We start from the raw sequence: 20,631 nt of genomic DNA, 5'->3' as shown, positions 1-20,631 counted from the left end.
AGGCGCCGGGACTGTCGAGGCGTCAGTGCAGTTGGGCGAGGCGGGCGTTCTCGCGATCGATCATGCCACCCCTGACCACGGCGAACACCCACATTCCGCCGAACAGCACCGCAACGATGAGCATCAGCGGCACCAGGATCGCGGAGGCGAGGATGATCAGCTGCAGCAGCCAGCCGAGGGCGATGCCGAACGGCCTGTTGAGCAGCGGGATGGTCGCCAGCAACAGCACGCAAAGCGCTGCTCCCCCGCCGAGCGCGACCGGCCACGGCAGCGCCTTCAGCCCGAAGACGGCGAGCGTCGCCAGGAACATGATGACCGACTCGAAACCCAGCACGATCGAACAGATGCTCTCGCGCACGCTCCGCTGGCGACGCGCGCGCGGCGCACGGCCGGGCTTCCCGGGCCGCTCAGGCCCGTTCGGCACCCCGCCCACCTCGAGCGGCTCGGTCACGGCTTCCAGCCCTCGTCGGCTGCCAGGGTGATGATCTCGCCCACGAGCGTGATCGACCCGGTCACCAGCACGGCGCCCTTGTCGGACTCCCCCGCGGATTCCCGGGCGATCGCTGCTGCTTCACGCGGGTCGAGCTCGACCACGACGCGGTCGGCGCCGGCAATGCCGACCACCACGCTCGCGAGCTCATCGGCGTCTGTCGCGCGGTCTGACGACGAGCGGGTGACGACGAATTCAGTCACCACGGGTTCGAGGGCACGGATGATTCCGGCCGCATCCTTGTCGGCGAGGATGCTGATCACCGCCACGACCTTGTCGAACGTGAAGTACTGCTTCAGCGCCGCCGCGAGCACCTCGGCTCCGCCCGGGTTGTGCGCGGCATCCACCAGCACTGTCGGCTCGGTGCCGATGAGTTGCAGGCGTCCGGGCGAGGTCACCGTGTTGAACGCCTCGGTGAGCACGTCTTCGACGAGCGCCGTCGACCCGCCGCCGAGGAACGATTCGACCGCAGCGACAGCGACGGCCGCGTTCTGGGCCTGGTGGTCGCCGTACAACGGCAGGAACAGATCGCTGTAGGTTCCCGCGATGCCCTTGATTGTGACGACCTGGCCACCGACGGCGACAGAACTCGACACGACCTCGAACCCGCCACCCTCGACGACGAACGTCGACTCGGTCAGCTCGGCGGCGCGCTTCAACTCGGCAAGCGCCTCCGGCTGCTGCTTCGCGGTGACGACCTGGGCGGCCGGCTTGACGATGCCCGACTTCGTGCGGGCGATCTCCGCGACGGTGTTGCCGAGGCGGGCGGTGTGATCGAGCGAGATCGGAGTGAACACGGCGACCTGGCCGTCGGCGACATTGGTGGAGTCCCACTCGCCGCCCATCCCGACCTCGATCACAGCAACGTCGACGGGAGCGTCGGCGAACGAGGCAAACGCCAGCACGGATAGCGCCTCGAAGAACGTGAGGCGGGGCTCGCCGGCATCGGTGAGTTCGGCATCGACGATGGCGAGGAACGGCTGGATGTCCGCCCAGTTGGCCGCGAGCGCCTCGTTCGTGATGGGACGGCCGTCGACCATTATTCGTTCGTTCAGCCGTTCGAGGTGGGGGCTTGTGAAAAGCCCGGTTCGAAGACCGTAGGCCCGCAGGATGCTCTCGGCGATGCGGCTCGTGCTCGTCTTGCCGTTCGTTCCAGTGATGTGGATGATCGGGTAGGCCCGGTGCGGGTCGCCGAGCAGTTCCACCACACGCCTGGTCGCCCCGAGCCGCGGTTCGGGAGCCGCTTCGCCCAGACGGGTCAGCAGCTCGGCATAGACCTCGTCGCCCTGCTCGACGAATTCGTCGGGCAGTTCCGGTTCGTCTTCGCCGATCGTCGCGCCGCCGCCGGCCCGCACCACGAGCTGCTCGTCGTAGGCGTCGGCCATCTCGAACTCGCTCGGATCCTCGGTGTCGTCGTCGACATTGTCATCGTCAAGCGTTCCGTCGTCGTCGTAACGCTGTCGGTGCACCCCGTCGCCCGGATCGTCGCCGTAGCCGATCTGGTCGCGGACGCCATCACCCTCGCGCAGCTCATCGCGCTCGGACTCGCCACTCCCGAACGCGCCTGGCTCGAACCCATCGGCCCCGACCTCCTCGGGATTCCTGGGATCAGACATCACGGACTCCTTCCGGCCGGCTCACGGCCACAACGAACAGGTCGCTGTTGGCGTACCTGCCCTTCTCGACGCGGGCGAAGTGCTCAGGCGGGGTGCCCACCATGCGCCCGATCCATTCTGAGACCAGAACATCCCGATACTGCTCCAGATTGCGGAAGTCCTTCGGCGACACCACGGTGAACCGGGTGGCGAGGGTCTCCTCGTCGATGGCGACGATTCCGGCGTTGCTGCCCGAGCCGCCGGCCGCGACGCTCCGCACGGCGTCTGCATCATCGTCGCTGAAGAACACCAGGTCGAGTGTGATGCGGTCGCTGACGTCGAACCCTGCACCCTTCCGGGTCTCCTGCACGGCCCGGATGACGTCCCGTGCGAGCCCCTCGGCCTCGAGTTCGGGAGTCGTGGTGGTGTCGAGCAGCGCGAAGCCGCCGCCTGGGAGCAACGCCAGCGCACTGGCGCCCGTCTCGCCCGCGGCATCCGGAGCAGCCGTCTCGAGCACGAGGTCGTACTCGGCGGGCTCGAGCGCGATGCCGCCCGCCGTGACGACACCGTTCTGCTCCGACCAGTCCCCGCTCCGGGCGGCCTTGATGACCTGCTGGACCTGCTTGCCGAGCCGCGGGCCTGCGGCCCGGGCGTTCACGGTGAGGCGCGAGGTGATGCCGAAATCGGCGGCGCTGGTCAGCGACTGCTCGACGAACGAGACCGTCTTGACGTTCAGCTCGTCGCGCAGGATCTCCTCGAACGCCGCGAGCGCGCTGGCATTCTCGGTGACCACGGTCAGGGTCGATAGCGGCAGACGCACACGGAGCCCGTTCGCCTTGCGGAGGGAGAGCGCACTGGAACTGATCGCGCGGATGCGGTCCATCGTCGCCACGAGCTCGTGGTCTTCGGGGAACGCGTTCGCGTGCGGCCAGTCTTCGAGGTGCACGCTCCGGCCACCGGTGAGACCCTTCCAGATGTGGTCGCCGATGAGCGGGATGAGCGGGGCCGACAGCCTCGTGAGCGTCTCGAGCACGGTGTAGAGCGTGTCGAAGCCCTGTGTGTCGTCGCCTGACCAGAAGCGGTCGCGGGAGCGGCGCACGTACCAGTTCGTGAGCACGTCGGCAAAGTCGCGGAGCCGGGAGGCGGCCACCGTCGCATCAAGCGCTTCGAGGTCGTCGGTCACGCCGTCGACGAGTTCGCGGGTCTTGGCGAGCAGGTAACGGTCGAGCACGTCGGTCGAGTCGGTGCGCCATTCGGCCTCGTAGCCGGTGGCCCCCGCCGCATTCGCGTACAGAGTGAAGAAGTAGTACGTGTTCCAGAGCGGCAGGATGAACTGCCGCACCGACTCGCGGATACCCTCCTCCGTCACGATGAGGTTGCCACCCCGCAGAACCGGTGAACTCATCAGGAACCAACGCATCGCATCCGAGCCGTCGCGGTCGAAGACCTCGTTCACGTCGGGATAGTTGCGGAGGCTCTTCGACATCTTCTGGCCGTCGCTGCCGAGCACGATGCCGTGGCTGATCACGTTCTTGAACGCAGGCCGGTCGAAGAGCGCCGTCGAGAGGATGTGCATCGTGTAGAACCAGCCGCGCGTCTGCCCGATGTACTCGACGATGAAGTCGGCGGGGCTGTGCGAGTCGAACCAGTCGTGGTTCTCGAACGGATAGTGCACTTGGGCGAAGGGCATCGACCCGCTGTCGAACCAGACGTCGAGCACGTCTTCGATGCGGCGCATCGTCGACTCACCCCTCGGGTCGTCGGGGTTCGGGCGCGTCAGGCCGTCGATGTAGGGGCGGTGGAGGTCGGGCTGGCCGTCGGCGTTCAACGGCAGTTCGCCGAAGTCGCGGGCGAGCTCGTCGAGCGAGCCGTAGACATCCACCCGCGGGAACTCGGGATTGTCGCTCTTCCACACCGGGATCGGCGAACCCCAGTAGCGGTTTCGGGAGATCGACCAGTCACGGGCGTTCGAGACCCACTTGCCGAACTGGCCGTCCTTGACGTTCTCGGGCACCCACTCGATCTGCTGGTTGAGCTCCTCCATGCGGCCACGGACGTCGGTGACCCTGATGAACCAGCTGGACACGGCCTTGTAGATCAGCGGATTGCGACAGCGCCAGCAGTGCGGGTAGGAGTGCTCGTAGCTCGCCTGGCGGAGGAGCCGGCCCTGGGCCTTCAGCAGCTGGGTCAGCGGCTTGTTGGCTTCGAAGACCTGGAGCCCGGCGACCTCGGTGATGTTCGGCAGGAAGCGCGCCCCCTCATCGACCGAGATGAGCACGGGGATGCCCGCTGCCTCGCAGATCTTCTGGTCTTCCTCGCCGTAGGCGGGCGACTGGTGCACGATGCCGGTGCCCTCTGTGGTGGAGACATAGTCGGCCACCAGGATCTGCCAGGCGTGCTCGGTGCCGTACGTCTCGACGTCGGCGTAGTAGTCCCATAGCCGGTCGTAGCGCACGCCGTCGAGTTCGCTGCCCCGAAGCGTGCGGGTGACGGCCTCCCGTGCCGCCTCGGCGGAGTCGTAGCCGAGCTCCTTGGCGTAGTTGCCGACGAGGTCTTCGGCCAGGAGATAGTCGGCGCTCAGTACATCAATGCTGAGCACGTCGGTGGCAGCATCCGGAGCCTGTTCGCCCTGCTCCCGCGACACCTCGGCATCGGCGGTGCCGTTCGGGCCCGAGGGCACCACGGCGTAGGTGATGTCGGGCCCGACCGCCAGCGCGAGGTTGGTGGGCAGCGTCCACGGCGTGGTCGTCCAGGCGAGTGCCCGCACCGCGGTGAGGCCGAGCGCCTCGGCCTTCGTGCCGACCAGAGGGAACGTGACCGTGACAGTCTGGTCCTGGCGCATCTTGTAGACGTCGTCGTCCATGCGGAGCTCATGGTTCGACAGCGGGGTCTCGTCGTGCCAGCAGTAGGGCAGCACCCGGAAACCCTCGTAGGCGAGACCTTTGTCGTGCAGCTGTTTGAAGGCCCAGATCACGCTCTCCATGAAGGTGATGTCGAGCGTCTTGTAGTCGTTCTCGAAGTCGACCCAGCGGGCCTGCCGGGTGACATACTCCTGCCACTCACCGGTGTACTGCAGCACGGATGCCCGGGCCGCCGCATTGAACTCGGCGATGCCCATCGCCTCGATCTCGCTCTTTTCGGTGATGCCGAGCTGGCGCATGGCTTCGAGCTCGGCGGGGAGGCCGTGCGTGTCCCAGCCGAACCGGCGGTGCACGAGCTTGCCACGCATGGTCTGGAAGCGGGGAAAGAGGTCTTTGGCGTACCCGGTCAACAGGTGGCCGTAGTGGGGAAGGCCGTTGGCGAAGGGCGGGCCGTCGTAGAAGACCCACTCGGGGGCGTCGGCGCGCTGGTCGATGGAAGCCCGGAAGGTGCCGTCTGCCTTCCAGAAGCCGAGCACCTGCTCTTCGATCGCGGGGAAGCGGGGGCTCGGGCTGATGCTGTTCGAATCCAGGCCGAATGCCGCGCCTGCGGGTGACTCTCTGGGATACGTCATGTGCTGGTGTCTCCTGGACGGCTGTGTGTGCTGCTGCCTGTTCCACGAGGACGCCAGCTCTGCTCTCTCCGGCGCGGTACCACCCCGCTTACCGTCTGTGCCTTCTCCCTCTCGGGTTCAGGCTCGTCAGGTCGCTCTCTCTTTGGCTGTGACGGGCCAGACCCGGCTGGTTCTACTGGGCGATGCACCCCTGTTGTGAGGCTTACCACTGTTCTTCCGGCGACTCCCCGGTGATGACCGGTTCATAGTCTTTGGTGAGCAATCTTACACTCGAATCGAGTGGATAGGCTGCTGTGGATAGACCTGCCGAGAGGATTCGCCTGTGGACGAGCAGTCAGCCACGACCGCACGGCCCGCGCGCGGTCGACCTCGCGCGTCGTCCCGAGAACTCCTCGAGGAGGCAGCGTTCGAGCTCTTCTTCGAGAACACCTACGCCCGAACCACCGTCGAGCAGATCACCCAGCGCGCCGGCGTCGGTCGCTCGACCTTCTTCAACTACTTCGACGGCAAGAGTGACGTCTTCTGGGGTGACCTCGACCGGGCATCCGAGGTTCTGCAGCGGCGCCTCGACGAGCAGGCTCTGGATGCTCCCCTCCCCCTCGCGCTGGGTTCTGCCCTGACGGCCGTCGCCCGCGACTTCGGGCCGTCGCGCGTGCCGTGGATCCTCACGCAGTACCCGTTCATCGGATCGGTGGCGGAGGTGCAGGCGTCGGCGCTGGCTCGGTTCGCGCGCTGGGCCGGCATCCTCGCGACCTTCGCGGGCGTGCGGCTGGGGCTCGACCCCGAGTCGCTCAGGCCGCGTACCCTCGCGTACGCCGTGACGGGCGCCGTCGTGGCTGCGACGCAGGAGTGGGCGGCCGCCGGCCCGTCTCGCGGATCGCTCGAGCCGTTCGTGGTGAAGGCGCTCGACGCACTCGCCGACGGCTTTGCTGCCTGAGCCATTCGCCGCACGAGTCGCGGGCGCGCGGCGGCGCGGCAGCGCGGCGCGCGGGGTCGCGGCGGCGCCGCGGACTACGGGCGCAGGTAGTAGCGGTGCAGGAACGCCGCCAGCACGTCGCGCGTGACCGGGGTGGCGGGGCCGAACCCGGTGCCGGTGGAGATCTTGTTCGCCCTGATCCACTCGATGGCGCGGTAGTTCGGGTTCGACGTCGGCACGTCGGTGAACGACGGTGTTGCGGGGTTCGGCAGTGTGTCTCCGCTGTAGGCCGAGAGCCAGACGGCCAGGTCGGTGCGTGTGGCGTTCGAGGCGGGCGAGAACTTCTTGTCGGCCGGCAGCGTGATCAGATGGTTGGCGAGCATCCACTCGACGGCGGTGTACGAGCCGCTCGTCTTCGGCACGTCGACGAACGACGGCGTCGCGGGCGGCGTGAACGGCAGTCCGCTGTAGCGGTACAGGTATATTGCGGTCGTGCCCCGGTTGATCACCTGGGTGGGCGAGTAGACGCGGGTGCCGTTCGCGGCCACCGACCCGGTGCCGAAACCGAGGCTCGCCATCCACTGGATGTCGGCGTACTTCGCCGTCGTGGGCGTCACGTCGGTGAAGAACTGGTCGGGTGCGGCGTTCGGCGTGCCGAACCAGTCCGAGTACACGTAGAAGAAGTTGCGGTTGCCATAGGCCGAGCACGCATCGCCCGTGCCGTAGGGGTTCGCGAGCGCAGCCTTGTTCGGCTGGTACGGCGTGTAGTAGTAGAGCGCCGCGGTGGCCGCGTTCGTGATCGTGACCTTCGACGAACCGCAGCTGGTGTCGTAGTTGTACTGGATGCTCGTCAGTTTGCCGACCGGGAAGTAGGTGAAGTCGAGGGTGCGTCCGGGCGGGTTGAGGTAGCGCTTGAACTGCCACGCGGCGTTGTAGACCTGGTTGTAGAAGCCGTAGTAGTACTTGTCGCACGTGGCCTGCGTGTCGGCGCAGCCGTACCCCGTTGCGGTCTCGTAGTCGCCGACTGAGGGGCTCGTGTTCGCAACCAGCGAGGACTCCTTCTGGATGAGCGTGAGAAGCACCTTCTGGCTGATGCCGCAGAGCTGGCCGACCCGGTAGACGATGGTGGCCGCCGTCTCGTTGGAAGCGCCGACGTACTGGCCGCACATCTGGTCGGCGGCCTGCGTGTACGTGGTCTGCCGGTAGTTCTTCAGGCAGAGGGCGCCCGCCGTGCATCCGGAGCCCTTCGAGACCAGGAACGACTGCACCTGCGAGGCGGTCATCGACGTGCCCGTATAGAAGAGGGAGTCGTTGATGATGTTGCCGGCGGTGAATTTCGCCACGGCGACGGAGGCCTGCCGATCGGCGCTGTCGGGAGCGGCGGCAGGGCCCGTAGGCGCGGCCACCGCGGTGCCGCCCGCATGGGTCGCCGCGAGCTTCTGCTGCAGCGTGGCCTGCGCCGCAGCCTGGGCCTGGATGCTCGCCGTGGTCTCCGTGGCGCGGGGCGACGCGTCGCCGTCGGCGGCGGATACGGATGCGGAGGCGGCCAACGACCCCCCGAGCACCAGGGCGACAGCGGCAACGGTGCCGACGAACGCGGAGACGAGGGAGGAAGTTCTGCGGGAGATCGGCACGTGTCGAGAGTAACCCCGCCCGCCGACATCCACAGGCCTCATTTAGGGGGACCCGGGCGAAGCGGCCGGGCGGCCCAGAACCCTACGATGCCGCGTGCGACTCGAGGAACTCGTACACTTCCCGGTCGTCGACCCCCGGGAACTTGCCCGACGGCAACGGCGAGAGCACGTGTGCGTGCAGCCGGGCGCTCGGCCAAGCGCTCTCCGACCAGCGTTCCACCAGTGCCGAAGCGGGGCGCCGGCAGCACGACTCGTCGGGGCAGCGGGAGAGCGCGCGCTTCTCGGTGTCGCGCCCGCGGAACCACTTCGCGTCGGCGAACGAGGTGCCGAAGCTGATCGAGAACTCGCCCGCGGCGGTCGTCCCGGTCTGGGTGGCGCACCAGAACGTTCCCGACGGAGTGTCGGTGTACTGGTAGAATTCGGTGCTGCGATTCGTGCGGGTGAGTGCGACGCGCGCGGCCCAGTTGCGGCAGACGAACTGGCCCTCCACCGCCCCTGTCACGTCCTGCGGCAGCGGTAACCCATCGTTCTCGTACGCCTTCTGGATGGCCCCGTCATCCGTGAGGCGCAGGAAGTGCACGTCGATGCCGAGGTGCGAGGTGGCGAGGTTGGTCATCCGCAGCGCCGCTGCTTCGTGGGTGACACCGAATGCGTCGCGGAAGTCCTCGACGGAGAGGTCGCGCCGGGCCTTCGCCGCCTGCAGGAACTTCACCGATGCCGCCTCGGGCATCAGCGACGCCGCCGCGAAGTAGTTGATCTCGAGCCGCTGCTGCAGGAAGTCCGCGTAGTTCTGCGGGGGCGTGTGCCCGAGCACACGGTGCGCCATCGCCTGGAGGGCCATCGAACGGAGCCCGTGCCCACCCGGGATCGACGCCGGCGGCAGGTAGATACGACCACTCTCGAGGTCGGTCACTGAGCGGGCGGAGTGCGGCAGATCATTGACGTGGATAAGGCGGAAGCCGAGGTCCTCGGCCAACAGGCTCACCGTGCGGTGGCTGAGCGCCCCGCCAGTGTGGCCGACGCGCGCCAGTGTCTGCTCGACGACCTTCTCGAGCTCGGGCAGGTGGTTGTTCTGCTCACGCATCCGCTCACGCGACTCGGTGTTCGCCCGGCGCGCCTCCTCGGGCGTAGCGATCGACTCTGTCGCGCGCCGGATCAGCTCGCGGTGAAGGCCCACGAGCGACTCGAGCGTCTCCTGCGGGAGGTTCCGGCTGGCGGGAACGCGCGGGAGCCCGAGCGAGGCGTAGAGATCGCCGGTCTGCGCCCGGGCCAGCTCGATCTCGAGGGCGGTGCGGGCATCCGGCGCCTCCTCGGAGAGCAGGTCGGAGAGCGGTACGCCGAGCACGGAGGAGAGCGACTGCAGGAGGGAGAACTTCGGCTCCCGCCGGCCGTTCTCGATGAGCGACAGCTGGCTGCCGACGACCCCCACCTTCTCGCCCAGCTGGTCGAGCGTGAGGTCGGCGGCCTTCCGGAAATGCCGGATGCGGCGACCGAGCGTGATCAGGTCGAGAGTCGATGGCATCTTTGCCTCCTGTAAAGAACGGGCGATCTTTCGCGATGGTTTCTCTGAATTTAGCGCAAATTGAGCGCACAGTGGAAGAACACCCCAGAACTTCTGCACTCTTTCAACCGAAGGGTGCCCGTCACAGAACGAGCGGAGCGATCGTGAGCCTCTTGCAACGACCGACACAGAAAACCATTACGTCGAAGTACCCCACCCGAGTCGACAGCGTCGGAACCCGCCCCGACCGGGCATCCGAGACTCCGCCCACCCTGCGCATCGATGCCGGGCTGGCTGCGTGGATCGCCGACGTCACCGCGCTCACCGAGCCCACTGACGTAGTCTGGTGCGACGGATCGACGGCCGAATACGATCGCCTGACCAAAGAGATGGTTTCGCAGGGCACCCTCATCCGGCTGAACCCGGAGTGGCGCCCGAACAGCTTCCTGGCCCGCAGCGATCCGGCCGACGTCGCCCGCGTCGAAGACCGCACCTTCATCTGCTCGCCCACGGAGATCGACGCCGGCCCTACGAACAACTGGCGCGAGCCGTCTGAGATAAAGAACGAGCTCATCCCGCTTTTCCGCGGCAGCATGCGCGGGCGCACGATGTACGTCGTGCCGTTCTCGATGGGCCCGGTCGGTGGCCCGCTCTCGCAGGTCGGCGTGCAGGTCACCGACTCGCCCTACGTCGTCGCCAGCATGGCGCTGATGACCCGGATCGGAACTGACGTTCTCGACCTGATCACCGACGACACCCCCTGGGTGCCCGCACTGCACAGCGTCGGCGCGCCACTTTCCGCCGGCGATGTGGATGTCGCGTGGCCGCACAACCCCTCGAAGTACATCGCGCACTTCCCGGAGACCCGCGAGATCTGGTCGTTCGGATCGGGTTACGGCGGAAACGCCCTGCTCGGCAAGAAGTGCTTCGCCTTGCGCATCGCGTCGGTGATGGCTCGAGACGAGGGCTGGATGGCCGAGCACATGCTGCTCGTCAAGATCACGTCGCCCGAGGGCCGCGCCTACCACGTCGCCGCTGCGTTCCCGTCGGCCTGCGGCAAGACGAACCTCGCCATGCTGAAGCCCACCACTCCGGGCTGGACGGTCGAAACCATCGGCGACGACATCGTCTGGATGCGCCCCGGCCCCGACGGCAAGCTCCGCGCGATCAACCCCGAGCGCGGCTTCTTCGGCGTCGCCCCCGGCACCGGCATCGAGACGAACCAGACGGCCGTCGACACCATGTGGGGCAACACGATTTTCACGAACGTCGCGCTCCGGGACGATGGGGATGTCTGGTGGGAGGGTCTCACGCCCACCCCGCCGTCGCATCTGCTCGACTGGCAGGGCAACGACTGGACGCCGGCCTCCTCGACCGCCGCCGCACACCCGAACGCCCGCTTCACGGTGACGGCCGACCAGTGCCCCTCGATCGCTGCGGAGTGGGAGTCGCCCGAAGGCGTCGTCGTCGACGCGATCCTTTTCGGCGGCCGTCGCCCATCGACCGTGCCGCTTGTGGCGCAGTCGAAGAACTGGGCGCACGGCGTGTTCGTCGGGGCCACAATGGCCTCGGAGACCACCGCTGCGGCGGCCGGCGCCGTCGGGCGCCTCCGCCACGACCCCTTCGCGATGCTGCCGTTCGTCGGCTACAACATGGCCGACTACTTCCAGCACTGGCTCGACATGGGCGACGTGCTCGGCGAGAACGCTCCCCCGATCTTCCAGGTCAATTGGTTCCGCAAGGACTCCGCCGGGTCGTACATCTGGCCCGGCTTCGCCGAGAACTCGCGGGTGGTCGAGTGGATCATCCGCCGCCTCGAAGGGGACGTCGCCGCACGCCAGACCCCGATCGGCGGCCTGCCCCTCGTGCACGAGCTGAACGTCGACGGCCTCGGCCTGTCGGACGCCGACCTCGCGACCCTCACCGGCGTCGACAAGTCCGCCTGGCTGGCCGAGGCCGACGAGACGGAAGACTACTTCGATACTCTCGGCGCCGACCGGATGCCCGAGACCCTCGTGACCGAGCTGGCGCGCCTCCGCGCGGGTCTGGCGAAGCTCCCCTAGCCTCCAGCGCCTGACCCCGAACCCCCACGCCGCGGGGACTGAGCTACCATCGAGAGATGATAGAACGAGCATTCGTCACTTCTCCTCAGGCTCCGCCCGTGGCGAGGGGGCTCCGCTTCCATCTCGCCGAAGACAGGGTGCGAGAACTGCTGATGGGCGAGAACCTCTACGGCGATCCCTCGCTCGCACTCCGGGAGCTCTACCAGAACGCGGTCGACGCGTGCCGCCTCGCAACTGCCCGGCGCGAGTTTGTGGATCCGGACCGGCACTCCTCGCTCGACAGCGACGACCGCGACGACAGCGATGACAACAGCGACGGCGACATTCACGACGCCAGCGCCATGGCGATCGAGATCGAGATCGAGCAGGGTGTCGATGCGGCCGGGCGGGCTTTCGTCGACTTCGTCGACACAGGTGCCGGCATGGGCCCGGCAGAGTTCGAGCAGGCCTTTTGCCAGGCGGGAGTACGAGCATCCGACCTCTCGGAGAGAATCGAGGAGGCCGCGGCTTTCGCGAAGGCAGATCCACCCGTCGAACTCTGGCAGAACTCGCGTTTCGGCATTGGCGTGCTTTCGTACTTCATGATCGCCGATGCCCTCACCGTGACCACGACACGCCTGAACCGCGACGGCTCGGTCGGTGACGCCCTCCGGGCGCACATCCCGGGCCCCACGGCAGAGTTCGATCTGAACCGCGATGCGCCGGCCCCATCGCACGGTACCAGGGTGCGACTCTGGCTGAAGCCGGGGATGAACGTCTCAGCCCTCACCACGCTGAGGAACCTCGTGCTGGTCTGCCCGTTTCGGCTCCGGGTCAGCGATCGGGACTCATTGGAACACCGTTGGGCACCCGGCGTCCTCAACCGAGGTTCGGCTCTGCTCCCCGGCGTCGCCGATGCTGTCCGCACCGGTCCTGAGCTGTGGTGGACGAGCGGCTGGGGAGCCGTGCTGGCCGACGGAATCTGGATCGACGCCTCGCGCTCTGGCATGGTCGTCAACCTGGCCGGCCCCTCCGCCCCTCCACTCACAGCGGACCGGCGCCGGGCGGTCCGCCTCGACGAGGGCGTCATCGATGCCCTGGCGGTGGGGCGGGCCGCGGCAGCCATCGATCAGGCCTGGCACATCGTGGGCGACCCGGGCTGGCTCTCGCGCACATCGGCCTTCTCCCTCAAGATCGCAGACGCCCTGGTGCTGCGGGCGATCGAGCACCAGCCGACGAGGTCGCATCTCCACGGTCATGAGTACGCGATCGGGGTCGCGGGGTACACCCTGGGCGACGAATACAGCGGCCCAGCGGGTCACACGGATTCCGTTCTGCAGTGGCGCTTCTCCCGCCTGCGGTCGGGGGGCATGTTCGAAGCGGTCGGCATAGCCCCGACCGAGACAGCACCCGTGCCCGCGCTGCCGTCCGACGCGGTGTTTCTCGGAGCCGCGGGCGGCTCCCAGCAGATCGGCACCACAGACGCCGCCAGTCCCTGGTTCGGCAGCGCAGCCTCCGTCTACGAAGCCGAGCGCCTGCTCGGCCATCCCGTCGCCCGCATCGTCGAGCGGGCACGTGAACTCGGCCTCCGCGTGCCCCGCGACGCGGACTCGCTGCCCGAGAGCGACCCGATCGTTCGTGCGAGCCTCTCCTTCAACGGGCGGGCCGACGCCGACGGCGAACCACTCCCGGTGACGGGGCTGGCCATTCTGCTGTGCGCCCGTCAGCTCGACGTGTCGACGGAGCAGGTCGTCGCCGCTCTGGATGCCCGGGGCATCGATTTCGCAGACCGCGCCCGCACCCTCCACAGCTCACCGCTCAGCCCCGGCGTTCTGAGAGCGATGAGCGAGAACGGAGAGGGAATCGCCCCGTGGCGCAATGCCGTGTGGATGATCGGGCTCGAGCACATCGTCGCCGCCTCCCGTGCGTCCGGCCTCACCGTCGCAACTCTCCTGGCCGAGCTCCGCGCACTCGGCTTCGCCAAGCTGCCCGACCTCGAGCTCGACGGGAAAGACGTGACCGACGGCGACCTGGTGCTCCTCAGTTGCGATCAGGACTCCCGATCGCCGTTCTACGACAGGTCCCAGCCCATGCCTGGCGAGCGCATGGCAGAGGCAGCAGAGCGGCTCGGTCTCTCCGAAGAGACGCTCGCTTCGCGCTTGGCCTCCTTCGGTGTCAGCGTCGTCACCACGCCACGTCGTCCGCCCTCCGTCGGCCTCACGAAGAAGAAGGTGCTGAAGCTCCTGGGAATGTCGACGAAGCAGAGAGCCGCGGTCACAGCTCACGACCTGGCACGGATCAGTCGCGACGGCGACGGGGAGGCTCCCTGGCTCGATCCCCGAAAGACCGTGCCGGCTTGGGTCGTGGCCGGTTCCGCCCTGCGAGACGGCTCGGTGGGCGTGGTCGTGTCGGAGCTCCGCGAGCTCGGGTACACCGTCGAGGATCCCCGCACCGCACCGCTGACCGCCGTCCCGGGCACGCAGGGCGGGTCGCCCTCGCGCGCCACCGACACGCCGGCCGCGCCGGGCGGGCCGCCGGCCGGCGCGGGCGGTCAGTAGCGGATCGCGTCGATCACCTTCACGCGCACCGCCACGAGCGCCGGCAGCAGGCCCGCGATCGCGCCCACCACGGTCGCCGCCGCGAGCCCGAGCAGCGCGGCGTCGAGCGGGAACGCCGGGATGTCGCTCACCCCCTGCGAGATGACATCCTCGACCCACGGGCTCTTCACGATGAGGATCGACAGCATCACGCCGACCACCCCCGCCGCGACCGTGGCGACCACGCTCTCCATCATCACCGCGAAGAACACCCGCGCGGCCGTCGCGCCGAAGCTCCGCCGGATCCCAATCTCCTGGATGCGCTGCCGCACCGTCACGAGTGAGATGTTCACGAGCCCCAGCGCCCCGAGCAGCAGAACGAGCACCGCGACCCCGCTGATCATCAGCTTGATCGGCAGGAACGGGTCGTCGCCGTACGCGGCGTAGTCCTGTCGGTTCACCTGGGCGGTGGCACCCTCGCCGAGTGAGGCACTGAAGTCCGACTGCAGCCGGGTGGTCAGTTCCGCGGAGACCGAGGGCGGTACCCACATCTCGTACGACGGATAGGAGGGGTACGAGGCATCCGTCGCCAGCTGTTCCGCGAGCCGCGTGTAGGAGTCGTTCAGCATCATCATGCTGGGCTGGTCCTCGTAGGGAAGAGCGGCAATGACCCCGGTGATCACGGCCGTGACCGGCTTCGACCCGACGAGGCTCACGGTCGGGTGGGTCGCGAGGTCTGGCGAGCCGAGCCGCTGCCAGAAGATGTCGTTCACGATCAGGGCGGGCGCGAGGCGGGTCGCATCCGTCTCGCCGAACCACGATCCCCTAACGACCTCGACCCGGTGCATCGTGCCGTACGGCTGGTCGACGAGTGTTGCGTTCACCGGGCTGACGCCGTCGATGAACTGGATGCTCACCTGCTGTTGGTTCACCCGGCTGGCGTAGTGCACGCTGTACCGTTCGAGTGCCTCGTTCCAGGTCTTGTCCATGGTGGCGGTCGGCGGCGCGGAGCCGTCGGCTGTGTAGGCGGAGACGTAGAGGGTCGCGGGCCGCCCACTCGAACGCTCGCTCGTCTCGATGGTGGCCTGCTGCGCGATGTTGCCGAGCGCGACCACGCTGGTGAGCGCACACACCGCGACCGCGACGCCGACCAGCGAGAGCAGCACCCGCGTGCGGTGGATGCGGAGCTCCGCCCACGCCTCGATGACACTCCCGACGAACGCGGTCACAAGGCCCTTCACGAGTCGCTCCCCGACGGGTCGGCGAACGGATGTCCGGGGGCCCCTTCGTGCGCCAGAACGGGAGCCGCGGCATCCACCAGCGCCCCCTTCTCCAACCGGAACCGTCTCGTCGCGAGCGCCGCGATCGCCGGGTCGTGCGTGATCGTCACGAGCGCAGCATCCGAGGCCGTCGCGATCTCGTCGAGCAGCGCCATCACGATCTCACCCGTCTCGATGTCGAGGGCACCGGTCGGCTCGTCGGCGAGGATGAGCCGGGGGCGCCGCACCAGCGCGCGGGCGATCGCGACGCGCTGCTGTTCGCCTCCCGAGAGCCGATCCGGGGTCGACGACAGGCGGTGTCCGAGCCCGACCCGGTCGAGCATCTCGCTCGCGATCGCGCGGCGTCGCCAGAACGCCGATCCGGTGTCGTAGAGCAGCGGCGTCATCACGTTCTCGAGCGCGGTACGCCCCTGCAGCAGGTTGAACTGCTGGAAGATGAAGCCCACGTCGCGGCCCCGCGTCACGTCACGCCGCCGTGCAGAGAAGTGGCGCGTGGGTTCGTCGTCGAGAAAGATTTCGCCCTCGGTGGGCGAATCGAGCAGCCCGAGCAGATTCAGCAGCGTGGATTTGCCCGAGCCCGACCGGCCGACGATCGAGAGGCGGTCACCGACCTCCACCACGAGCTCGACGCCGTCGAGGATGACGAGGGGACGGTCATCCGGCCGGGAGACCGTGCGGCCCACACCCCTCAGTTCGAGGAACGTCACGCGCTCAACCCGCCACGGCGAAACCGCCGCCACCGGTGTCGAAACAGTTTGGCGCTCCATTGCAGCCGTCGGTCGGCGCAACCGCCCCGGGCACGAACTGCAGCACCGCATCCCCGTCGGCAAGGCCCGAGACGACCTGCACCATGCTGCCGTCTGTCAGGCCCAGGATGACCGGCCTCTGCTCCGTCGTTCCGTCGGGCAGCACGAACCAGACGTTGCCGTTCAGCGCGGTGCCCTCGACGGCCGTGGTGGGGATGACGAGCACGTTCTCGGCCTTGCCCGCGGCGATGGTGACGTCGGCGGCGAGTCCGGAGAAGACGCGCACGTCGCCGGGCACGCTGCAGCGGAGGGTGTTGCCCGAGCCGAGGCCGCCGCCATCCGTGCCACCGCCACCGCTGCCGCTACTCCCGCCGCCTCCGTTCGCGCCCGAGCCACCCGATCCGCTCCCATCCGAACCCGCGAGCGGCGTGACGATCGTGAGGTTCGTGCAGGCGAACGGTGCCGGCCCGCCGGTGATCGCCACCTGCGCCTCGGTCGGCTGGCTGACGAGCCGGTACTGGTCGGCGGCGTTCAGCGACCCCGTCACCGAGAAGGTCGGTGGCGCGATCTGGCCGGCCACGTCTCCGACGGCCATCGACTGCCCCGCGAGCACCGGCAGGGCGCTGACGATGCCCGCGATCGGAGCCGTCACCTCGACGTATGTGATGAGCGGTTTCCGCGGTGTCTGCACCGTCGAGCCGTCAGGCCCGGTCGTCTCAACCGGATCGCGCTCGGTCTCCACCTTGATGTCGAAGATGGTGTCACCCGCGGCGACCGTCGCCCCGACCTTCACCTGCACCTCGTCGACGACGCCGATCGCTGTCGCCCGGATCGGCGACGCTGGATCCGCACTCACCGTCGCCTTCAACGTCACGTCGTTCGAGATCGTGCCAGTCGCGACCGTGGCCTGCGGTTCCGTGAGCTCCCCCGTCGGCACAGCAGGATCGGCGACCGCCTGCGTGTCCGGGAAGAACGCCAACTTGCAGAGCGCCGCCGCAATGGCGACGACGACAACGAGTCGGATGATCGGAAAGACCCACTTGCGGACAACACCCACGTTGGCACCTTCGTGTCGGCCCGGTTCTGCGGGCGGCGTACAGAATTCGCCCGCCGATTCCCCCACGGACTGCCCTGAGTCTAGGGAGTTCCGGTGAACGAGGAATCGTCCGCGAGGATGAGTTCGGGCATCCAGCCGCCACATCGGTAAACTGGTGGCCTACTCACAAAAGGCACCCCAGACTCGGTGCCGCCTATAGTGCCTGGAGGGCCACCATGACCGCGAACGTACCTGACAAACCCGCGCTGGAAGGCCTCGAAGGCAGGTGGGACGACCTGTGGAGTGAGCGCGGCACGTACCGCTTCGATCGTGCACTGACCACTCGCGAGAACGTCTACTCGATCGACACCCCGCCGCCGACCGCGAGCGGATCGCTGCACATCGGTCACGTGTTCTCGTACACGCACACCGACGTCATCGCGAGGTTCCAGCGCATGCGGGGCAAGAGCGTGTTCTACCCGATCGGCTGGGACGACAACGGTCTGCCTACCGAGCGCCGCGTGCAGAACTACTACGGCGTGCGCTGCGACCCGACGCTGCCCTACACCACCGACTACGCGCCTCCCTACGAGGGCGGCGACAACAAGAGCGGCAAGGCGGCCGACCAGAAGCCGATCAGCCGCCGCAACTTCATCGAGCTCTGCGAGCGCCTGACGGTCGAAGACGAGAAGCAGTTCGAGGCGCTCTGGCACCGGCTGGGCCTGTCGGTCGACTGGACGCAGACCTACCGCACGATCGCCGATTCGTCGATGCGTGCCAGCCAGCTGGCTTTTGTCCGTAATGTCGCGCGCGGCGAGGCCTACCAGGCCCAGGCTCCGACGCTCTGGGATGTCACGTTCCGCACCGCGGTCGCGCAGGCCGAGCTCGAAGACAAGGACATGCCGGGGGCGTACCACCGCATCGTGTTCCACCCCGAGAATGCCGACGGCACGACGGGCGCCGGCGACGACATCTTCATCGAGACCACCCGCCCGGAACTGCTCGCGGCCTGCGTGGCGCTGGTCGCGCATCCGGATGACGAGCGCTTCAAACCGCTCGTAGGCACGACCGTCACCACCCCCCTCTTCGGCGTCTCTGTGCCGATCGTCGCGCACCACCTCGCGCAGCCCGACAAGGGCGCCGGAATCGCCATGATCTGCACGTTCGGCGACCTGACCGACGTGATCTGGTGGCGCGACCTGTCCCTGCCGAACCGCGCGATCGTCGGCTTCGACGGGCGCATCATCAGCGAGGCTCCGGATGTCATCACCAGCGAGAGTGGTCTGGCCGCCTATGCCGAGATCGCCGGCAAGACGATCTTCTCGGCCAAGCAGACGGTCGTCGACCTCCTCCGCGAGTCAGGTGAACTGATCGGAGACCCGAAGCCGATCATCCACCCGGTCAAGTTCTTCGAGAAGGGCGACAAACCGCTCGAGATCGTGTCGACCCGCCAGTGGTACATCCGAAATGGTGCGCGCGACGAAGAGCTGCGCCAGCGCCTGCTCGACATGGGCAACGAGGTCGAATGGCACCCGAGCTTCATGAAGGTGCGCTACGACAACTGGGTCAACGGGCTCACCGGTGACTGGCTGATTTCGCGCCAGCGCTTCTTCGGCGTGCCGATCCCGGTCTGGTATCCACTAGACGGCGACGGCAACCCCGTCTTCGACCAGCCGATCGTCGCCGACGAGGCGTCGCTTCCGGTCGACCCGTCGACGGATGCCGCACCCGGCTACAGCGAAGACCGACGCAACACGCCCGGCGGTTTCCTCGGCGAACTCGACGTGATGGACACCTGGGCGACCTCGTCGCTCACCCCGCAGCTCGCGGGCGGCTGGGAGCGCGACCCCGAGCTCTGGGATCTCGTCGCTCCCTACGACCTCCGGCCACAGGGACAGGACATCATCCGCACCTGGCTGTTCTCCACCATGCTCCGCTCGGCGCTCGAAGACGGCCGCACGCCGTGGAAGCACGCCGCGCTCAGTGGTTTCATCGTCGACCCCGACCGCAAGAAGATGTCGAAGTCGAAGGGCAACGTCGTCACCCCCGCGGCTGTTCTGGAGACTCACGGCTCGGATGCGGTGCGGTACTGGGCAGCATCCAGCCGCCTCGGAACAGATGCCGCCTTCGACCCGCAGAATCCGACGCAGATCAAGATCGGCCGCCGGCTCGCCATCAAGGTGCTGAACGCGGCGAAATTCGTCTACGGTTTCGAGCTGCCCGAAGGTTCGTTCGGCGTCACGCACCCGCTCGACCTGTCGATGCTGACCCAGCTCGATGAGGTCATCGTGGCCGCGACCGCTGCGTTCGAAAGCTACGACCACGCTCGCGCGCTCGAAGTCACCGAAACGTTCTTCTGGACCTTCTGCGACGACTATCTGGAACTCGTGAAGGAGCGCGCGTACAGCGCCTCGTCGGATGCTGCGGCCAAGGCCTCGGCCGTGATCGCCCTGCAGGCGGCGATCGACGTGCTGCTGCGGTTGCTCGCCCCGTTCATCCCGTTCGCCACCGAAGAGGTCTGGTCGTGGACGCACAGCGACGGTTCGTCAGTGCATCGCGCGCTCTGGCCGACGGGCATGACCGGCGGTGAGGGTGCGGTGTTCGCTCCGGATGCCGCACCCGCCCTGCCCGCACACCGCACGCTGCTCGGTCTCGCCGGCCAGGCCCTGGTGGGCATCCGCCGCGCGAAGACCGACGCCAAGGCCTCGCAGAAGACGCCCGTCGTCTCCGCGACCATCGCAGGCCCCGCTGCGGCCCTCGAGGAGCTCGCGCTGGCATCCGACGACCTCAAACAGGTCGGGCGCATCGAGACGCTGACCTTCGTCGACGGCCCCGAGCTCGCCGTCACCGAGATCGTGCTGGAGGCGGGCGACGCGTGAGCGGGCATCCGCTGACCGCCGGCGTGAGCATCCGGCCCGTCGAAGCCGGCGATGTCGACCAGTGGCAGCGCCTCTACATCGGCTACGGCGAGTTCTACAACTCACCGACCGCGGGTGACATCGCGACGCGTGTGTGGGGCTGGCTGCTCGACCCCGCGCACGAGACCGAGGGGTTCGTGGCCGTCGACGGCAGCGAGCGACTGGTCGGGCTCGCGCACGTGCGCGAGTTCGCCCGGCCCCTCGCCGGAGCACGCGGGTTGTACCTCGACGATCTCTTCGTCGCACCGGATGCCCGTGGGGGCGGTGTGGCGACGGCCCTTCTCACTTCGCTGCGGTCACTCGCCGCCGCCCGCGGGCTCGATGTCGTACGCTGGATCACCGCCGCCGACAATGCCACGGCGCAGCGCGTCTATGACAAACTGGCCGACAAGACCGCGTGGGTCACCTACAGCATCACCGTCTGAACTGCTTTCCCCTCGCTT

13 protein-coding genes are annotated in these 20,631 nt (G+C 68.0%); 5 read left to right on the top strand and 8 right to left on the bottom strand.

Annotated features, from left to right (window positions below; all coding sequences use genetic code 11):
- Positions 1-22 precede the first annotated feature (22 nt).
- Genes B7R22_RS05640 through ileS form a run of 3 tightly spaced genes read right to left on the bottom strand, consistent with a single transcriptional unit; the run spans position 23 to position 5,578 of the window.
- Entirely contained in the window at positions 23-451 is a 429-nt protein-coding gene (locus B7R22_RS05640; protein ID WP_253258902.1) for a DUF4233 domain-containing protein, read from the bottom strand.
- Complete coding sequence (locus B7R22_RS05635) at positions 448-2,106, bottom strand: bifunctional folylpolyglutamate synthase/dihydrofolate synthase (protein WP_172582230.1); 1,659 nt, start codon at positions 2,104-2,106, stop codon at positions 448-450. Before B7R22_RS05635 ends, B7R22_RS05640 begins: the two co-directional genes overlap by 4 nt.
- Positions 2,099-5,578, bottom strand: a complete 3,480-nt coding sequence (gene ileS / locus B7R22_RS05630) for an isoleucine--tRNA ligase (protein ID WP_116410807.1) — start codon at positions 5,576-5,578, stop codon at positions 2,099-2,101. Before ileS ends, B7R22_RS05635 begins: the two co-directional genes overlap by 8 nt.
- Positions 5,579-5,900: 322 nt before the next feature.
- On the opposite strand from ileS, the gene B7R22_RS05625 reads away from it, so the two are divergent.
- A complete protein-coding gene (locus tag B7R22_RS05625; protein WP_116410806.1) occupies positions 5,901-6,515 on the top strand; it encodes an acyl-CoA-like ligand-binding transcription factor in 615 nt (204 codons plus the stop codon).
- Between the two features lie 74 nt (positions 6,516-6,589).
- On the opposite strand, the gene B7R22_RS05620 is transcribed toward B7R22_RS05625, so the two are convergent.
- Both B7R22_RS05620 and B7R22_RS05615 read right to left on the bottom strand, forming a co-directional pair.
- Complete coding sequence (locus B7R22_RS05620) at positions 6,590-8,128, bottom strand: S-layer homology domain-containing protein (protein WP_172582229.1); 1,539 nt, start codon at positions 8,126-8,128, stop codon at positions 6,590-6,592.
- 82 nt (positions 8,129-8,210) lie between these two features.
- On the bottom strand, positions 8,211-9,650 hold the full coding sequence (locus tag B7R22_RS05615; RefSeq protein WP_116410804.1) for an XRE family transcriptional regulator: 1,440 nt from the start codon (positions 9,648-9,650) through the stop codon (positions 8,211-8,213).
- Between the two features lie 251 nt (positions 9,651-9,901).
- On the opposite strand from B7R22_RS05615, the gene B7R22_RS05610 reads away from it, so the two are divergent.
- Entirely contained in the window at positions 9,902-11,692 is a 1,791-nt protein-coding gene (locus tag B7R22_RS05610; RefSeq protein ID WP_253258905.1) for a phosphoenolpyruvate carboxykinase (GTP), read from the top strand.
- Positions 11,693-11,748: 56 nt separating this feature from the next.
- Complete coding sequence (locus tag B7R22_RS05605) at positions 11,749-14,229, top strand: wHTH domain-containing protein (RefSeq protein ID WP_147305316.1); 2,481 nt, start codon at positions 11,749-11,751, stop codon at positions 14,227-14,229.
- Here B7R22_RS05605 and B7R22_RS05600 read toward each other — a convergent pair.
- Genes B7R22_RS05600 through B7R22_RS05590 form a run of 3 tightly spaced genes read right to left on the bottom strand, consistent with a single transcriptional unit; the run spans position 14,223 to position 17,291 of the window.
- Entirely contained in the window at positions 14,223-15,449 is a 1,227-nt protein-coding gene (locus B7R22_RS05600) for an ABC transporter permease (protein ID WP_253258901.1), read from the bottom strand. The two genes, B7R22_RS05605 and B7R22_RS05600, sit on opposite strands and share 7 nt — an antisense overlap.
- Positions 15,446-16,195 (bottom strand): ABC transporter ATP-binding protein, encoded by a 750-nt coding sequence (locus B7R22_RS05595; protein ID WP_116410855.1) that lies wholly within the window; start codon positions 16,193-16,195, stop codon positions 15,446-15,448. The genes B7R22_RS05600 and B7R22_RS05595 overlap by 4 nt, the downstream gene beginning before the upstream one ends.
- Positions 16,196-16,199: 4 nt before the next feature.
- Complete coding sequence (locus B7R22_RS05590) at positions 16,200-17,291, bottom strand: hypothetical protein (RefSeq protein ID WP_116410801.1); 1,092 nt, start codon at positions 17,289-17,291, stop codon at positions 16,200-16,202.
- A 215-nt stretch (positions 17,292-17,506) separates the two neighbouring features.
- Here B7R22_RS05590 and valS point away from each other — a divergent pair, with 215 nt between their 5' ends.
- Positions 17,507-20,149 (top strand): valine--tRNA ligase, encoded by a 2,643-nt coding sequence (valS, locus tag B7R22_RS05585; protein ID WP_116410800.1) that lies wholly within the window; start codon positions 17,507-17,509, stop codon positions 20,147-20,149.
- Positions 20,146-20,613, top strand: coding sequence for a GNAT family N-acetyltransferase (locus B7R22_RS05580; protein ID WP_253258900.1), 468 nt, complete (start codon positions 20,146-20,148; stop codon positions 20,611-20,613). Before valS ends, B7R22_RS05580 begins: the two co-directional genes overlap by 4 nt.
- Positions 20,614-20,631: the final 18 nt, after the last annotated feature.

This window comes from Subtercola boreus (assembly GCF_003399635.1).
GTDB lineage: Bacteria > Actinomycetota > Actinomycetes > Actinomycetales > Microbacteriaceae > Subtercola > Subtercola boreus_B.
The sequence above is the reverse complement of the archived record's forward strand: the minus strand, read 5'-3'. Positions and strand labels throughout refer to the sequence as shown.

Excerpts from the sequence above, each read along its gene's own strand:
- B7R22_RS05635 (WP_172582230.1), bottom strand. The coding sequence starts at position 2,106 with ATGTCTGATCCCAGGAATCCCGAGGAGGTCGGGGCCGATGGGTTCGAG.
- ileS (WP_116410807.1), bottom strand. The coding sequence starts at position 5,578 with ATGACGTATCCCAGAGAGTCACCCGCAGGCGCGGCATTCGGCCTGGAT.
- B7R22_RS05615 (WP_116410804.1), bottom strand. The coding sequence starts at position 9,650 with ATGCCATCGACTCTCGACCTGATCACGCTCGGTCGCCGCATCCGGCAT.
- B7R22_RS05605 (WP_147305316.1), top strand. The coding sequence starts at position 11,749 with ATGATAGAACGAGCATTCGTCACTTCTCCTCAGGCTCCGCCCGTGGCG.
- valS (WP_116410800.1), top strand. The coding sequence starts at position 17,507 with ATGACCGCGAACGTACCTGACAAACCCGCGCTGGAAGGCCTCGAAGGC.